The organism is Streptomyces sp. NPDC001536 (genome assembly GCF_042894505.1).
In the GTDB taxonomy this organism is placed as follows: domain Bacteria; phylum Actinomycetota; class Actinomycetes; order Streptomycetales; family Streptomycetaceae; genus Streptomyces.
Genome location: NZ_JBIAVQ010000010.1, coordinates 284,923 through 300,853 on the forward strand (window position 1 = coordinate 284,923; position 15,931 = coordinate 300,853).

The following is a 15,931-nucleotide window of genomic DNA, read 5'->3' on the forward strand; positions in this document are numbered from 1 at the left end:
TCACTTCTCCTCTACGAGCTTGCCGTCGCGGATGATGCCGATGCTGGTCTCGGTGATCCCGACGCCGTTGGCGCCGTACCGGAACTGGCCCAGCAGTCCGTCGTACCGCGTGGCCCGGATGGCGTCGGCGAGTTCCTTGCCGGTGGCGACGTCGCTGTTCTTCAGGGCGGTGAGCAGGATGTTGGCGCCGTCGTAGGCCTTGGCGCCGTGCAGTTCGGCCTCCTCGCCGTAGGCGGCCTTGTAGGCGGCGGCGAACTTCTGGGCGGCGGGGCTGCTGTCGTTGCTGAGGTAGGGCGAGCTGACGATGGTGCCCTCGACGGCGGCCTTGCCGGCGGTGTCGATGAAGACGGGGGTGCCCTGCGGGGCGGCGCCGGCGAAGGGGGCGGTGATGCCCAGGTCGCGGGCCTGCTTGACGATGAGCCCTGCCTCGACCTCTTCGGAGCCGATGAAGATGACCTGTGGCTTCTTGGAGCGGATCGCGGTGAGGGCGGCGCTGAAGTCCTTCTGGTCGGTGGTCACGACCTGGTCGGTGAGCGCCTTGACGCCGAGGTCGCCGGCTGCCTTGGTGAAGGCGTCGTGCTCGCCCTTGCCGAAGGATCCGTTGTTGGTGATCATCGCGATCCGTTTGTAGCCCTTGTCCTGGATCAGGTACTTGGCCAGCGTGGTGTCGTACGTCGTGCTGGTGGGCCCGTTGAGGAAGAGGAACTCGCTCTTCTGCTCGACCAGCGCGTCCGCCTGGCCGGAGGTGATGTTGGGGATCTCGGACTGCTTCAGCACGGGTGCCATGGCGATGGTGACCGCGCTCTCCGCGGTGCCGATCATGGCGATGTACTTCTCGCTGGCTATCTTGCGGGCGAGGTTGGTGCCGGTGGTGGGGTCGCCCTGGTCGTCGAAGGACTTGATCTGGATCGTGCGTCCGTCGATGCCGCCCTTCTTGTTCCACTCGTCGACGGCGAGTTTGGCGCCCTTCCACTCCCAGTCGCCCAGGGAGGACAGCTGGCCGCTGCGGGCGTCCACGACGGCGATCTTGATGGGGCCGGAGTCGGACTGGGCGTCGTCGCTGTCGTCACCGGGGGCACTGCAGGCGGCCAGAGCCGCGGCCAGGGCGACGGCGCCGACGAGCGTGATGCGTGGGGCCGAAGGCCTCGGGGAGCGGGACATTGCGGTCACCTCATGGAAGACGAGTGGTGGGTGAAGAGGTGTGGGGGAGGTCGAAGCGACTTACCGGGCAGGTCAGTCGGCGCCGTCGGGGAATCTGCCGGCGTAGATGTCCTTGATGTTCCAGTGGCCGGGCGTGGGCACCGGCTCGTTGATCATCGGTACGTCCAGTACGGCGGGACGGCGTCGGGCGAGGGCGTCCCGGAGGGCCTTGGCCAGATCGCCGGGTGCCCCGATGGCATAGCCGTCGGCGCCGCAGGACTCGCCGTAGGCCGCGAAGTCGGGACTGTAGGGCCGTCCCTGCGCGTCGGTGAACTCACAGCCGTAGGACCGGCCGAAGGCCGAGGCCTGGAGGTCGGCGATGGTGCCGTGGGCGCGGTTGTTCATGACGACGAAGAGCACGGGCGCGCCCTGTTCCACGGCCATGGGTACGGCGGGCAGTTGGGCGCTCATGCCGCCGTCGCCGATGAGGGCGACCACGACCCGGTCGGGCTGGGCGAGTTGCACGCCTACGGCAGCGGCCGGTCCGAAGCCCATGGTGGAGGCGCCGCCGGGGGTGATGAAGCGGCCCTCGGCGGGGAGTTCGTAGCACTGGGCGACGCCGTTCTTGTTCCAGCCGACGTCCGTCACCAGGACCGCGTCGGCGGGCAGGGTGTCGCGCAGGTCGGCCAGGATGCGCTGGGGGCGGAGCGGGAAGGTGTCGCTGCGGCCGGCTTCCCGGGCGGCGGAGAAGACCGTGTGGCGGGCTTCGGCGATGGCCTCGCGCAGTCCGGGCCGGGTCACCCTCCCAGGTCGTCGGGCGCGGACCGCCGCGGTGACGGCGTCGAGTGCGAGTCCCGCGTCGGCCACCGCGCCGATCTCGACAGGGTAGTTGCGGCCGATCTCCGCCGGGTCGAGGTCGATCTGGAGGAGGCGGCTCGGCGGGAAGTTCCAGGTGTGGGCGCTCTCCCAGGAGCTGGCGTCGGTCTCGGCGAAGCGGGTGCCCAGGGCGAGGACGACATCGGCGCCCTTGGTGTGCCGGTGGGTGCTGTCCAGTCCCCAGAAGCCGGGCATGCCGAGCAGCAGCGGGTGCCGGTCGGGCACGATGCCCTTGCCCATCAGGGAGTGGGCGAGCGGGATGTCGAGATGCTCGGCGAGCTCCAACAGGGCTGTGCGGGAACGGGGTTCGCGGATGCCGCCGCCGAAGTAGATCAGCGGGCGTTCGGCTTCGGTGAGCGCCTCGGCGATACGGGCCGCGGTCGCTTCGTCCAGTCCGGGGCGGCCCGCGTGGGCGGGCAACGGGTGGGCACCGTCGTAGGGCTGGACCGGACGGTTGAACAGGTCCATGGGTACGTTGATCAGGACCGCGCCGGGGCGGCCGCCGGTGGCGGTCCAGAAGGCGCGCTCGGTGATCCGGGCCAGGTCGCGCACGTGCTGGACCTGCCAGGTCCGTTTGCAGAACGGCCGGTAGATCGCGCTCTGGTCGGCGTCCGCGTGGAGGTTGACCTCCTGGTGGGGGTGGCGGCCGGAGTAGTACGAGGGGATGTCGCCGGTGATGACGACCAGGGGGATGGAGTCCAGGGCGGCGGTGGCGACGCCGGTGACCGCGTTCATCATGCCGGGGCCGACGTGGGTGAGCAGGACGCCGGGGCGGCCGGTGGCGCGGGCGTAGCCGTCGGCGGCGTGGGCGGCGGCCTGTTCGTGGCGGGCGATGACGAACTCGACGGGGCTGGGTCCGAGGGCGTCGAGGAGGGCGATGTTGGTGTGTCCGCAGGTGCCGAAGACGTATTCGACGCCGTAGGAGGCGAGTTGGGCCACGAGGGCCTCGGCCGCGGTGGTCACCGGTCCTCCCCGGGCAGCTCTCGGCGATCGCCCCACACGGACAGACCGCGCAGGACGAGTGTCTTGACGGCGGTGAAGTCGTCGATGAGCCAGCGGGGAGCCTCCCGGCCGAAGCCGGAGTCCTTCACCCCGCCGAAGGGGACGTGGTCGAGGCGGAAGTTGGAGGATCCGTTGACAATGAGTCCGCCGACCTCCAGTCGCCGCCAGGCGGTGAGGACGCGGCCGATGTCGTGGGTGAACAGGCCTGCCTGGAGTCCGTAGCGGCTCGCGTTGCACTGGTCGACGACGGTGTCGAAGTCGTCGTAGGGCAGCACGGCCACGAGGGCGCCGAAGACCTCGTGGACGACGACCGAGGCGGTGGGCGGCGGGTCGGCGACGATGGTGGGTGCGGCCGTGGCGCCGTCGCGGGTCCCGCCGCGCACGACGGTGGCGCCCCTGTCCCTGGCTTCCTTCGTCCACACGACCACGCGCTCGGCGGCCGGCTCGTCGACCATGGAGCCGACGTCGGTGGTGTCGTCGAAGGGGTCGCCGACGACGAGCGCGTCCACGGCCGCGGTGAGGGCGTCGAGGAAGGCGGGGTAGCGGCTGCGGTGCACGTAGACGCGCTGGACGGAGACGCAGCTCTGGCCGGAGTTGCTGTACCCGGTGCGGGCGCAGACCGCGGCGGCCTGTGCGGGGTCGGCGTCCTCGCAGACGATCGTGGCCGCGTTGCCGCCGAGTTCCAGGGCGAGGCGTTTGGCGCCCGCGGCGCGGGCCACGGCGTTGCCGGTGGTGGCGCTGCCGGTGAAGCTGATGGCGTCGACCTGTTCGGAGGCGCACAGTGCGGCGCCGATGTCGCCGAAGCCGTGCAGGAGTTGGACCGCCTGGTGGGGCAGGCCGCTGTCGAGGAGGAGGGCGACGACGGCCGCGGAGGTGGCCGGGGCCTGCGGGGGTGCCTTGACGAGGGTCGTGTTGCCGGCGGCGAAGGAGGCGCCGAGTTTGTGGGCGAGGAGGTTGGCCGGGGCGTTGAACGGGGTGATGGCGAGGGCGACGCCCACCGGTGCGCGGTAGGTGAAGGCCGTGTTGCCGATGCCCGTGGACCAGCCGGCCACCGGGAGGGTCTCGCCGTCGATGCGGCGCGCCTCGGCGGCGCACACGGCGAAGGTGGAGGACACGCGGTCGATCTCGGTGCGGCTGTCCTTGAGCGGTTTGCCCAGTTCCATGGCAAGGAGGCGGGCGAGCGGGTCGCGGTGGGCCCGGGCCGCCCGGGAGGCGGTCTGCAGTATGTCGGCGCGGGCGGCGGGGGCGAGGTCGGCGAGCTGCGGGGCGTAGGCGCGGGCCCTGGTGAGGGCGCGGTCGATCTCGGTGGGGGTCGCGGTCGGGGTTCGGCTGACCGTGCGGCGCAGGTAGGGGCCGGTGCGTTCCAGGGGCGGGCCCTCGCCGCCCCACGAGCCTGAGACGAAAGGGAGCACCTCGACGACGTCGGTTCCGCCGGCCGCCTTCAGGAGGTCTTGCAGCATCACACCTCCAAAAACCATCTGGTGGTTTTCGTGGACTGCTGTGCGGACTGGCGTGTAACGTACGGGCGCCGGGAGTCCGTGGCAAGAGGCCGCGCGAAAGGAAGTCGCGACCGGCGGTTTTCTCGGGAACCCGGACTGGTGGAAGCTGTCGCCCCAGGTGCCGGTGCCCGCGAGGCGGGCAGGTCCGGCGCGTTTCCCCGAGCCGTGAAGGAGAGACCGTGGACGCGGAGCAAGGCCAGGGCGGCGTACGCAGTGTGCGCCGGGCGCTGGACATCCTGTCGCTGCTGACCGAGGATCAGCCCACCGTTCCGCTGCGGGACATGGTCGAGGCCACCGGACTGCCGAAGACCACCGTGGTACGGCTGGTGCAGACCCTGGAGCAGTACGGGCTGCTGTGGGCCACGCCCGCCGGCTACTCGGCCGGACCCGGTCTGTGGCGCTGGGCCCATCTCGCCCACACCAGCTGGGAGTTGCCCCCGGACACCCAGAAGCTGCTGCGGGATCTGGCCGACCGGCGCGGTGAGACGGCGAACCTGATGATCCGCCGTGACATCCACCGCGTCTGTGTGGCCCAGCAGGAGAGCCCGCAGCCGCTGCGGCACGTGGTGCGGGTCGGTGACGAACTGCCGCTGTGGGCGGGCGCTTCGTCCAAGGTGCTCCTCATCGGGGCGACCGACGGTCTGCTCCAGCGGGTCGCCGCCGCCTCGCCGCACGGGGTGGCGCATGTCGAGCAGCTGCGGCAGTGGGCCGAGGAGGCCACGACACGCGGCTACGCGGTCAGCCACGGCGAGCGTGACGTCGGCCTGACCGCGGTCGCCGTGCCCATCACGACCCACTCGGGCGTGGTGGTCGCCTCGCTCTCGCTCAGCGGTCCCTCCGCACGCATCCCGGACCGCGTGACCAAGGACTTCGCGCACGACCTGACACAGGTGGCCGCGCGCATCGCCTCCCAGGGTTTCGACCACCCCCTGGGGCCGCGCGGCTGACGAACACGCCGGCAACCGGCGCCGTGCGCGGCGCCCGGAAGGAGACGTCCTATGCACGTCCGCCCGCTCGACGGCATCCGCGTTCTGGACCTCACGAACGTGCTGGCCGGGCCCTACTGCAGCTATCAACTCATGCTCCTGGGCGCCGAAGTGGTCAAGATCGAGCGGCCCGGGCACGGCGATCTCGCGCGCAGTCTCGGCCCCGATCCCGCGTTGAACCGCGAGGGCATCGGGGCATCCTTCCTGGCCCAGAACGCGGGCAAGAAATCCCTGGAACTCGATCTGAAGGACACCGCCGACCAGGCCTTCTTCGAGACCCTCCTGGGCGGTGCCGACGTCCTCCTGGAGAACTTCCGGGCGGGAGTGCTGGCCCGGATGGGTTATGACACGGACCGGCTCGACCGGATCAACGAACGGCTCGTCTACTGCTCCATCTCCGGCTTCGGCCACACCGGCCCGATGAGCGACGCCCCCGCCTACGACCAGATCGTGCAGGGCCTGACCGGGATGATGAGCATCACCGGCACCCCCGACACCGCGCCCCAGCGGGTCGGCTTCCCGATCTGCGACACCACAGGAGGCCTGATGGCCGCCCTCGCCATCAGCGCGGCCCTTCTGCATCGCGAACGCACGGGTCAGGGCAGCCGGTTGGACGTCTCCATGCTGGAGGTGTCCCTGTCGGCGATGGGCTGGGCGGTGTCGAACTACCTCGTCAGCGGGGTCCCGCCCAGGCCCTTGGGCGACCAGAACGCCACCGCGGCGCCCTCCGGCACCTTCCACGCCCTCGACGGGCCCCTGAACATCGCCGCCAACCAGCAGCGCCAGTTCGAGACCCTCTGCCGACTGGTGGGCTCACCCGAACTCGTCACCGATCCGCGCTTCAGCGAGCGGGAACAGCGCAAGGCCCACCGCGCCGAACTCAACGCCGCCCTCAACGCGGCGCTGTCCACCAAGCCGGCGGCCGAGTGGGAGAGCGAGCTCAACGCGGCCGGAGTGCCCGCCGCCCGCGTGCTGACCGTGCCACAGGCCCTGGAACAACCGCAGTTGGACCACCGCCGCTTCGTCTCCGAGCTGGCGCACCCCGGCCGCGCCGGGGAACCGTTGCGGGTGGTGGGCAGCGGCGTGCTCTTCGACGGGGAGGCCTTCGCGCCCCCGACCAGTCCCCCGCTCCTCGGCGAGCACAATCACGAACGCCAACTCCTCGCCCGCCGTTGGACATCCGAGGCCGCCGAGGAGGCGGCCGCGTCATGAGCGCCGACGAGAGCGCGCAGTGGTGGGCCACCGCCATCAGCCACATCGAACCCGGCAGCATCGAGCTGCGGGACCGTCCCGTCCAGTCGCTGATCGGCTCCGCCGGCCTGGTGGACGTCATCTGGCTGCTCCTGCGCGGCGATCTGCCCGGCGCACGCGAGTCGGCCCTGCTGGAGGCCGCCCTCGTCGCCGGCGTGGACCACGGCCCGCAGGCTCCCTCCATCGCCGCCGCCCGTATGGCCGCCACCTGCGGAGTCGGCCTCAACAACGCGATCGCCACCGGCGTCAACATGCTCGGCGACTCGCACGGCGGTGCCGGGCAGCAGTGCGTGGAGATGCTGGAGGACATCCGCGACCGCCATGCCGACGAGGGCAGTTGGGCGGACGCGGCCCGGATCGTCATGGCCGACTGGCAGCGCCGCTCGCGCTATCTGCCCGGCTTCGGACACCGCTTCCACCCGGTCGACCCGCGCCGCGACCCGCTGATCGGTCTGGTCCGCCAGGCGGTCCAGGACGGGATCGTCCACGGCGACCACCTCAACGCCGCCCTGGCCGTGGAGGAAGCACTGCTGCGCCGCCCCCGCCCCGTCCCGATGAACATCGACGGCGCCACCGCCGTCATCTACGCCGAACTGGGCTTCCCCGCGCCGCTCGCCCGCGGTCTGTTCGTCCTCAGCCGCTCCGTGGGCCTGCTCGCCCACGCCTGGGAGGAGATGGGACAGGGCCGCCGGAACAAGGGCCCGATCCCGCGCGGCGTGCTGCCCGCCCGCCTCGACGACTGAACAAGTCGTGTGACACCCCCTTGCCACACCCGGGGCCCGTCTCTAACGTAACGGCAACCACAGTACGGGTCCTGAAAACCGTACAGCGGACCACGAGCCGCAGCGCTCCTCCCTCCCCCACTGCCTGACGCGCCTCATGCCGTCAGGTGCATGCCACGAAAGAGGGATCATGGACAGACGCAGCTTCCTCACGTCGACGACCTTCGGGACGGCGGGCACCGTCGCCCTGTTCGGCACGTCCGTCGCCCAAGCAGCAGAGAACTCCGGCGAGTCGGCCCTTCCCGTGCCGAGCCAGTCGCATCGAGCCACCGGCAAGGACTACCCCAAGGCCGGCGGCAACCTCGGCAACCACAGCTACTCGTCGCTCAAGCAGATCACCACGGCCAACGTCCGTACGCTGCGCGGGGCTTGGGACATCAACCTGGAGGGCGGATCCACCTCGGCCCACCAGCAGTGCGCGGTCATCGCGCAGGACGGCGTCCTGTACGCCGTCACCACCCAGCAGAACGTCTTCGCCGTCGACGGCCGCACAGGAGCCGTCCGCTGGAGGACCAGCGTCGGCACCGAGACCACCAACATGCGCGGCGTCGCCCTGGGACAGGGGCTCGCCTTCACCATCTCCGGCGCCAACATCGTCTACGCCCTGGACCAGAAGACCGGTGCCGTCGTCTGGACCCGCGAGCTGCTCGTCGAGGACCAGGGCGACCCCGGCTGCGACCCCGAGAGCGGTCAGTGCGGGGGCAGTTCGGGCGGACTGGCCGGTGCGGTCGTCTACTGGGACGGCCTCATCTACATCGGCACCGAGGGCAGCACCGCCGGAGCCCGCGGCCGCGGATACGCGCTCAAGGCCGCGACCGGAGAAATCGCCTGGACCTTCTGGGGCACCCCCGGCCCCGGCGAGTACGGCCACGACACCTGGGAGGGCGACTCCTGGAAGAACGGCGGCGCGGTGTGCTGGATCCACCCCGCCATCGACCCCGAACTCGGCCTGGTCTACTGGACGTTCGGCAACCCCTACCCCCGCACCGACGGCTCCTCGCGCGCCGGCGACAACCTGTTCTCCAACTGCCTGGTCGCCATCGACGCCAAGACGGGCGAACGGCGCTGGCACTTCCAGTCCGTCCACCACGACATCTGGGACTACGACAACGTCATGTCCCCCGTCCTGGCAGACCTGTCGATCGACGGGCGGAAGCGCCGGGTCGTCGTCTACGGCAGCAAGACCGGCATGTACTACATCCTCGACCGCGTCACGGGAAAGCCCGTCCACGGCATGGAGGAGCGCGCCGTGCCGCAGCACGCGCTCCAGAAGACCGCCCCCACCCAGCCCTTCCCCGGCGGCGAGCCCTTCGTCGAGAGCGAGCCCCGCCTGGACAAGGCCACCAGGCCGGTCCCCTTCTACCCCACCGGCGGGATCTACGAGGTCTTCTGGGACCGCGCCACCATCCTCTTCCCCGGCGCGGGCGGCGGCGCCGACTGGGCCTTCCCCTCCTTCAGCCACCGCACCGGCCTCGTCTACGTCGGCTACGGCCTGATCAACTCCGCCTACTCCAACACCCGCGGCGGACGCGTCAACACCGCCCGCCCGCTGGGCGAGTACTTCGCCGGAGGCCTCGCCGCGGTCGACCCGCGCACCAACACCGTGGCCTGGCGCCGCGAGGGCGACTGGTCCCTCGCGCACGGCAACGGCGTACTGAGCACCGCCGGGGGCGTGCTCTTCCAGGGCCGTCCCGACGGTGTCCTCACCGCCCTCGACGACCGCGACGGCCGGCAGCTGTGGAGCTGGCAGTGCGGCGCCGGCGTGAACACCAGCCCGCTGACGTACGAGATCGACGGAGAGCAGTACGTCGCCGTCCTGGCAGGCGGCAACTGGCTGCCGTACCCGGACATCCCCAGGGGAGACAGCCTGTGGGCGTTCAAGCTCGGCGGCACCGTCGGACCGGCCGCCGCCCCCACTCCCCCCTCGCGCCGCAACCAGATCCGGGTCGCCGCGGTGACCGGCGACACCGTCACCCTGGGCCGGGTGTGGAACAGCGCGACCCAGACGCCGGGAGCAACGGAGAACCTCGTGGCCCAGAACGCCATGGCACCCCAGCATCTGCGCATCGCGGCGGGCACGACCGTCACCTTCACCAACCCGGCGGACAACAGGTCCGCGCACGGCGCCGTGTCCTTCTTCGAGGCCGAGTTCGACACCGGGCTGCTCATGCCGGGCCAGTCGTACACGCACACCTTCGAGACACCCGGCGAGTACTTCTACAACGACCCGATCGCACCCCAGAGCACCGGAAAGATCGTCGTGAGCTGAGAAAGGGCAGTCGACCATGACATCGAGAGCCAGATTCGCCGCAATGGGCGTCGCCCTCAGCGCCCTGGTGGCCACCGCCACCGTCAGCTTCGCCCAGGGCCGGGTGGGCCAGGGCGCACAGGAACTGGGCGACCCCGACTACGGCGTGTGCCGGGGCACCAACCCCCGCTGCTACCACGACTGGGGCAACTTCGACGCCTCCCAGGGCTACCGGATCCTGCTCTACACCCGCACCGCGGGCCCCCGCCACGCCAACCTCGGACCGGCCCTGTCCACCGGACTCAACCCGCCCCTCACCACCGCGAACGTCGTCCAGAACGCGATCCTCACGATGGGCGCGGACAACGGCTTCCGGGTCGACTACACCGAGGACCTCACCCAACTGGCGTCCCCGGCAACCCTGTTCCGCTACAACGCGGTCGTCTTCTTCTCCACGAGCCGCGACACCCTCGACGACGCGGCACAGACCTCGCTGCGCCAGTACATCCGTGGCGGCGGAGGTTTCGTCGGCATCCACAACGCCTTCGGTACGGAGTACAACTGGCCTTGGTACGAAGGCCTGTTGGGCGGGGCGAACTTCTACGACCACGGGCCGGTGCAACCGGGCACCATACGTATGACGGGCCGCAAGGACGCCTCGCTGCCGTCCTCCTGGACCTTCACCGACGAGTGGTACAACCTGATCCCGGCCCCTTCGAAGGTCCGTGTCCTGGCGGAGGTCGACGAGAGCACCCTGGCCGAGGGCGTGGCCGGCAACTACCACCACCCCGGGCACGGGAAGGACCATCCGGTCGCCTGGTGCCAGTACTACGACGGCGGACGCGCCTGGCTCACCACCCTCGGCCATGACGCGCGGGCGTTCTCGACCGACGGTTCCTACGCCGGTGCCGCCCAGTTCCAGAAGCTGATCCTCGGCGGTATCGAGTCGGCGATGGGCAAGCGGCCTTTCTGCCGGGAGTGACGTGCCGGAGCACCGGCCGGACTCTCGCTCCTCGCTCCGCACGCCCGACTGTCAGTGGCTTCCGCTAGCTTTGCCCCCATCGTCACAGAGAGTGGTGCGGTACAGACCGAGGAACGAGAGGTAAGTCCCATGCACGGAGCCCCGTTGACGGAGCGGGTCATCGAGGTGGTGCGCCGGGAGCCGGGAGCGAGCGCGCTGCCCCATATGGACGTGCCGTGGGTCGAAGGCGGCGTCGCCACACCGATGGCCGAGGACCGGCTGGCGCGGGCCGTGTTCCCGTCCGGGCGGCCGCTGCCGGCCAGTCTGCGCGCCTGGCTGGCGTACGACACCGGCCTGCTGGAGCGGTACGGGTGGTTCACCCCGGACGGCGGGTTCGCACCGCGGTCGATCGACCAGGTGGTCGGGGACGAGATGGGCGACTTCTGGGCGGAGCCGTTCGCGTGGCTGTCCGGGCGCTTCCCGGAGTGCTTCGTCCTGCCCGGTGGGTCGGACTCACGACGGATCCTGGCCGTCACGGAGCCGGACGAGGAGGGTGAGTACCCGGTCCTCGCGCTCGACCTGGACGACATGCCGTATCTCGGCATCATGTACCCGGGCTTCGACGTCTACCTGGCCGACACCGCGGGCCTCCTGGAGCTGGGCGAGCGCCAGACCTACACCGACCTCGTCGACCACGGCACCTACGGGCCCCGGATGCGCCAACACGCGGTGCGGTGCTTCGCGGGCGAGACCTGTGTGGAGTACCCGTTCGAGTTCGCGCCCGTATATGAGCAGTTGTATCCGGGGCAGGGGCTGGTCGCCGGACGGGGAAGGTGAGCAAGGGCCCATGTCCATGTGGTTGAAGCTCGCGAAGATCGAACCGTCCCTGCTGGGCGCGGTGCCGGAGGGAGGACCCGAACCGGACTTCCACGCATTCGACTTCCGCACCCTCACCGCCGTCGCCGCAGACCGTGCCGAGGTCGAGGAGGGAGCTGCGGAATGGACGAAGGTCTACCCCTGGCTCGCCAGGTCGACCGGTCACGGCTGCGAGGTCGTCGAAGGCCACGAGTTCGGCTACGGGCCCGGCTTCGTCCTCACCCCGGACGAGGTCCGGCAGGTCGCCGTGGGCCTGGTCGCCGAGGGCTGGACCCGCCGGGGCACCACGGCGGCCGACTGGGACGAGGAGGGCGAGGACCACGGGCTCGAGGACCTGGGCCCGTTCTTCACGGCTGCCGCCTCCGAGGGGAAAGCGGTGATCGGCGGAGTGGACTGAGCCAGGTGGAGGGTCACTCGCCGGCGGCCTCCAGTCGCCACCACCAGGCTTCGAGATCCTGGTCGTCCACGAACTCCACCGGCGCCGCGTAGGGGGACTCTTGCGCGAAGGCCAGGGCGTCGGTGCGGCGGACGACGGCACGCAGGTCCCGCACCGCGGGCATCTCGGCGAGTTCGTCGGTGTCGTACGGGCACCCCGCGGGGCCGCCGAGGAGGGGCTCGCAGCCGAACGCGTACCACAAGCCGATGAGTTCGCGGTCCTGCTGCTTCTCGGCGGCCACCGCGATCTCGCGGACGACTTCGATCAGCGGGGTGCGGCGCGGCGGGGCGGCGTCCGGACCACGGAGTTCACCGGCCGCGACCAGGCGCCGCCACAGTGCGGTGCCCGCGTCGCAGTACAGGAACGGTGGTTCTGCGTACCCGTCCTCGAGCCAGGACCCGTAGCCGGCGAAATCGGGCGCGTCCTCGTCGAAGGTGCGCAGGCCGGTGAACTCCGTCAGCCCGTCGAAGTACGCGGACCGCTCGGCATGGTCGGGGTGCCGGTCGAGGGGGAATCGGTACGTGTACCCGCGGCGCAGCAGGATGTCCATCACGCGAAACCGCGTGAACGAACAGTCGAAACCGTTCGCGAAGCCGTACAGAACCGCGAACCAGTCCCGGACGCGCGGGTCACCGGCCTCGGCGTGTCCGTCCAGGACACGGACCGAGTCCGCGACCAGATCCTCGATCAGATGCTCGGACATCAGCCTCACAGAACCAGTGGTAGGTCACGCCGCTCTCGGCGTGCAGGTGGACGTCGACGCAAGGACGGGTTTCAGTGCTGGGCGCTGTCCCCGAAGGCCGTCACCGTCAGGAAGCGGATCGGCAACTCCACCAGCCGCTCCGGGCCGTGCGGGGCCTCGCCGTCGAACTGGAGGGCGTCGCCGGGGCGCAGGTTGTAGCTGGACTTGCCGTGGCCGTAGACCATGACGCCCTCCAGCATGTAGAGGAGTTCGGTGCCCGCGTGCTGGAAGAGCGGGAAGACCTCGCTCTGTTCGGTGAGGGTGACGAGCAGGGCGTCCATCCGCTTGTGGGCGCCCCGGAGTGAGCCGAGCTGGGCGTACTCGTGGCCGACTCTCGTCCCCCGCCTCACGATCCGGGCGCCGTGCCCGGCGGGGACGAAGACCGCCTCGCGTTCGTCGTCCATGCCTCGGAACAGGGCGGTGACCGGGACATCCAGACCGCGCGCGAGCCGGGAGAGCGTGGTGAGGCTGCACGCGGTCTGAGCGTTCTCGATCTTCGACAGCATGGCCTTGGAGATGCCGACCCGCTGCGCCATCTCGCCGACCGACAGCCCCGCGGCCTGCCGGTACTCACGGGCCCGGACCGCGATGATGCGCTCCAGGGCCTCGTCGTCGGAGTCCGCCGCGGGGGCGTGGTTCTCGGTCACCGGCGCATCCTATGCCGAGCGATCCAGCCGGAAACGGGGGTGGGGCTCGGCACGGCCCGTGGCGAGGTCGGCGGCCATCGCGCCGATGAGCGGGGCGAACTTGGCGCCCTGGCCGGAGCAGGGCGAGACGATGACCAGGGAGCCGTGCCGGTCGAGGACGAAGTCGTCCTTCGGGGCGGTGGTGTACAGGCAGGTCGTCTCCGCGACCGGGCCGGGGTCCAGGCCGGGGAGCCGGTCGCGGACGAAGTCGCTGACGCGGGTGCGCGACGACGGGTCCACGACGCCGGTCCGGGTGCCGGCCGTGGTGGGGGTGCCTCGGTCGTGCTCGGCGACCTTCATGGCGGGCAACGGTCCGCCGTCGCCGCCGGACGGGAGACCGTAGGTCTGCATCGACGCGTCCTTGAAGACCAGGGTCGGCCACACGGTCGACGACTCCCGCTGCCTGAAGTGGAAGACCTGCTGCTGGGTCACCTTCAACTCCGGGAGCTGGACGGGCAGTTCGAGCTCGGGCAGCCAGGCCCCGGCGGCGATCACCACCGTGTCGGCGGTCAGTTCACGGCCGCCGTCCGTCCGCAGGTGAACCTTCTCCCCCACGTCGAACCCGGTCACCCGTACGCCGATCCACGCGTCCGCCCCATGCTCGATGGCCCTGCGCACACACGCCGCGACGGTCTCGTCGGCATCGAGCACCCCGGCGCCCGGGTGGTACAGAACCGGCCCGTCGAAGCGGATGTACGGCCAGCGCTCCGACGCGGCCTCCACGCCCAGGAGGTCGTACGGCACTCCGGCCTTCCCCAGCACTCCGGCCAGCCCCTCCGGGTCGCGCCCGGCCCCGAAGTCGACACCGCCGGTCATCCGCAGCAAGGGAGTCGAGCTGTCGTGCTCCAGCTCGCGCCACTCCTCGTACGCCCGTCCTGTCAGATCCACGTACAGGTCGTCGGCGTACGCCCGTCGGAAGATCCGCGAGCTGCCGTGCGAGCTTCCCCGCTTGTGGCCGATGTCGTAGGCCTCGATCAACGTGACCTCGTGGCCCCGCCGGGCCAGCTGCCAGGCGGTGGCCGCGCCCATCAGACCGGCACCCACTACTGCGATCACAGACCCTCCCCGGGGATCCAGTTCGTACCCGCGAGCGGTACGCGGGCCATGGCGGCGGATTCGATCGTAAGAGCCACCAGGTCCTCGGGCTCCAGATTGAGGAGGTGCCCCTTGCCACAGGCGCGGGCCAGGGTCTGGGCCTCCATGGTCATCACGCGCAGGAAGTTCGCGAGCCGGCGGCCGGCGTCGACCGGGTCGAGGCGGGCGGAGAGGTGCTCGTCCTGGGTGGAGATGCCGGCCGGGTCGCGGCCGTCCTGGTAGTCGTCGAAGTAGCCGGCCGCGGAGCCCAGTCTGCGGTACTCGGCGTCGTACTTCGGGTGGTTGTCGCCGAGCGCGATCAGTGCGGCGGTGCCGATGGCGACCGCGTCCGCGCCGAGGGCGAGGGCCTTGGCCATGTCGGCGCCGCCCCGGATGCCGCCGGAGACGATCAGCTGGACCTCGCGGTGCACGCCCAACTCCTGGAGGGCGCGGACGGCTTGGGGCAGGGCGGCCAGGGTGGGGATGCCGACGTGCTCGATGAAGACGTCCTGAGTGGCGGCGGTGCCGCCCTGCATGCCGTCGACGACCACGACGTCCGCGCCCGCGTGCACGGCCAGCTTCACGTCGTAGTAGGTCCGGGTCGCGCCGACCTTCACATAGATCGGCTTCTCCCAGTCGGTGATCTCGCGCAGTTCGAGGATCTTGATGGCGAGGTCGTCGGGGCCGGTCCAGTCGGGGTGCCGGCAGGCGCTGCGCTGGTCGATGCCGACGGGCAACGTCCGCATCCCGGCGACCCGTTCGGTGATCTTCTGGCCGAGCAGCATGCCTCCGCCGCCGGGTTTGGCGCCCTGCCCGAGGACGACCTCGATGGCGTCGGCGGCGCGCAGGTCGTCGGGGTTCATGCCGTAGCGGGACGGCAGGTACTGGTAGACCAGGTGCTTGGAGTGGCCGCGCTCCTCGGGGGTCATGCCCCCGTCGCCGGTGGTCGTCGAGGTCCCCACCTCGCTGGCACCGCGTCCGAGGGCCTCCTTGGCCTGGGCGGACAGCGCCCCGAAGCTCATGCCGGCGATGGTGACGGGGGTGCCCAGCCGGAGAGGGTTCTTGGCGTGCCGGGTGCCGAGGACGACGTCCGTGTCGCAGCGTTCGCGGTAACCCTCCAGCGGATAGCGGGACATGGAGGCGCCGAGCAGCAGCAGGTCGTCGAAGTGCGGAAGCTTCCGCTTGGCGCCCCAGCCGCGGATGTCATAGATACCGGTCTCGGCGGCGCGCTGGATGGCGTGAATGGTGGCACGGTCGAAGGTCGCCGACTCGCGCAGGCTGTGGGATGCGGGTTCCAAGGTCAACTCCTCTGGTATGGCTGAGGTGCAGCGCCCCCTCAGGGGCGCGGGGAACTGCGCGACCAGCCCCATCC

The 15,931-nt window shown here is 70.8% G+C and carries 14 protein-coding genes; 7 read left to right on the forward strand and 7 right to left on the reverse strand.

Features of this window, described 5'->3' with window-relative positions; translation table 11 throughout:
* The 3 genes from ACFY0U_RS27400 to ACFY0U_RS27410 all read right to left on the reverse strand — a co-directional run bounded on the left by ACFY0U_RS27400 (position 1) and on the right by ACFY0U_RS27410 (position 4,478).
* Entirely contained in the window at positions 1–1,161 is a 1,161-nt protein-coding gene (locus ACFY0U_RS27400) for an ABC transporter substrate-binding protein (protein ID WP_388640116.1), read from the reverse strand.
* A gap of 72 nt (positions 1,162–1,233) precedes the next feature.
* On the reverse strand, positions 1,234–2,979 hold the full coding sequence (locus ACFY0U_RS27405) for a thiamine pyrophosphate-binding protein (protein ID WP_388640118.1): 1,746 nt from the start codon (positions 2,977–2,979) through the stop codon (positions 1,234–1,236).
* Complete coding sequence (locus tag ACFY0U_RS27410) at positions 2,976–4,478, reverse strand: aldehyde dehydrogenase family protein (RefSeq protein WP_388640120.1); 1,503 nt, start codon at positions 4,476–4,478, stop codon at positions 2,976–2,978. The genes ACFY0U_RS27405 and ACFY0U_RS27410 overlap by 4 nt, the downstream gene beginning before the upstream one ends.
* A gap of 218 nt (positions 4,479–4,696) precedes the next feature.
* On the opposite strand from ACFY0U_RS27410, the gene ACFY0U_RS27415 reads away from it, so the two are divergent.
* The 7 genes from ACFY0U_RS27415 (at position 4,697) to ACFY0U_RS27445 (ending at position 12,018) form a co-directional block, all read left to right on the forward strand.
* Positions 4,697–5,464: an IclR family transcriptional regulator gene (locus ACFY0U_RS27415; RefSeq protein WP_266897175.1), complete on the forward strand. Its 768-nt coding sequence runs from the start codon at positions 4,697–4,699 to the stop codon at positions 5,462–5,464.
* Positions 5,465–5,515: 51 nt separating this feature from the next.
* Entirely contained in the window at positions 5,516–6,715 is a 1,200-nt protein-coding gene (locus tag ACFY0U_RS27420; protein WP_388640122.1) for a CaiB/BaiF CoA transferase family protein, read from the forward strand.
* Positions 6,712–7,497: a citryl-CoA lyase gene (locus tag ACFY0U_RS27425; RefSeq protein WP_388640124.1), complete on the forward strand. Its 786-nt coding sequence runs from the start codon at positions 6,712–6,714 to the stop codon at positions 7,495–7,497. Before ACFY0U_RS27420 ends, ACFY0U_RS27425 begins: the two co-directional genes overlap by 4 nt.
* A 169-nt stretch (positions 7,498–7,666) precedes the next feature.
* The gene (locus ACFY0U_RS27430) at positions 7,667–9,805 is read left to right on the forward strand and encodes a PQQ-binding-like beta-propeller repeat protein (protein WP_388640126.1); all 2,139 of its coding nucleotides are present in this window, start codon (positions 7,667–7,669) and stop codon (positions 9,803–9,805) included.
* Between the two features lie 43 nt (positions 9,806–9,848).
* Complete coding sequence (locus tag ACFY0U_RS27435) at positions 9,849–10,766, forward strand: ThuA domain-containing protein (protein ID WP_388640128.1); 918 nt, start codon at positions 9,849–9,851, stop codon at positions 10,764–10,766.
* Positions 10,767–10,895: 129 nt separating this feature from the next.
* Complete coding sequence (locus tag ACFY0U_RS27440; protein ID WP_388640130.1) at positions 10,896–11,582, forward strand: hypothetical protein; 687 nt, start codon at positions 10,896–10,898, stop codon at positions 11,580–11,582.
* Between the two features lie 10 nt (positions 11,583–11,592).
* Entirely contained in the window at positions 11,593–12,018 is a 426-nt protein-coding gene (locus tag ACFY0U_RS27445; protein WP_388640132.1) for a hypothetical protein, read from the forward strand.
* A gap of 13 nt (positions 12,019–12,031) precedes the next feature.
* Here the strand turns inward: ACFY0U_RS27445 and ACFY0U_RS27450 are convergent, their stop codons facing one another.
* From ACFY0U_RS27450 to ACFY0U_RS27465, 4 genes are all read right to left on the reverse strand, one after another.
* Positions 12,032–12,760: a hypothetical protein gene (locus tag ACFY0U_RS27450; RefSeq protein WP_388640133.1), complete on the reverse strand. Its 729-nt coding sequence runs from the start codon at positions 12,758–12,760 to the stop codon at positions 12,032–12,034.
* A gap of 71 nt (positions 12,761–12,831) precedes the next feature.
* Complete coding sequence (locus ACFY0U_RS27455) at positions 12,832–13,446, reverse strand: helix-turn-helix domain-containing protein (RefSeq protein ID WP_388640135.1); 615 nt, start codon at positions 13,444–13,446, stop codon at positions 12,832–12,834.
* 9 nt (positions 13,447–13,455) lie between these two features.
* On the reverse strand, positions 13,456–14,541 hold the full coding sequence (locus ACFY0U_RS27460) for an FAD-dependent oxidoreductase (RefSeq protein ID WP_388640137.1): 1,086 nt from the start codon (positions 14,539–14,541) through the stop codon (positions 13,456–13,458).
* Entirely contained in the window at positions 14,538–15,857 is a 1,320-nt protein-coding gene (locus ACFY0U_RS27465; protein WP_388640139.1) for an FMN-binding glutamate synthase family protein, read from the reverse strand. Before ACFY0U_RS27465 ends, ACFY0U_RS27460 begins: the two co-directional genes overlap by 4 nt.
* Positions 15,858–15,931: the final 74 nt, after the last annotated feature.

Excerpts from the sequence above, each read along its gene's own strand:
- ACFY0U_RS27400 (WP_388640116.1), bottom strand. The coding sequence starts at position 1,161 with ATGTCCCGCTCCCCGAGGCCTTCGGCCCCACGCATCACGCTCGTCGGC.
- ACFY0U_RS27410 (WP_388640120.1), bottom strand. The coding sequence starts at position 4,478 with ATGCTGCAAGACCTCCTGAAGGCGGCCGGCGGAACCGACGTCGTCGAG.
- ACFY0U_RS27420 (WP_388640122.1), top strand. The coding sequence starts at position 5,516 with ATGCACGTCCGCCCGCTCGACGGCATCCGCGTTCTGGACCTCACGAAC.
- ACFY0U_RS27425 (WP_388640124.1), top strand. The coding sequence starts at position 6,712 with ATGAGCGCCGACGAGAGCGCGCAGTGGTGGGCCACCGCCATCAGCCAC.
- ACFY0U_RS27430 (WP_388640126.1), top strand. The coding sequence starts at position 7,667 with ATGGACAGACGCAGCTTCCTCACGTCGACGACCTTCGGGACGGCGGGC.
- ACFY0U_RS27435 (WP_388640128.1), top strand. The coding sequence starts at position 9,849 with ATGGGCGTCGCCCTCAGCGCCCTGGTGGCCACCGCCACCGTCAGCTTC.
- ACFY0U_RS27440 (WP_388640130.1), top strand. The coding sequence starts at position 10,896 with ATGCACGGAGCCCCGTTGACGGAGCGGGTCATCGAGGTGGTGCGCCGG.
- ACFY0U_RS27445 (WP_388640132.1), top strand. The coding sequence starts at position 11,593 with ATGTCCATGTGGTTGAAGCTCGCGAAGATCGAACCGTCCCTGCTGGGC.
- ACFY0U_RS27450 (WP_388640133.1), bottom strand. The coding sequence starts at position 12,760 with ATGTCCGAGCATCTGATCGAGGATCTGGTCGCGGACTCGGTCCGTGTC.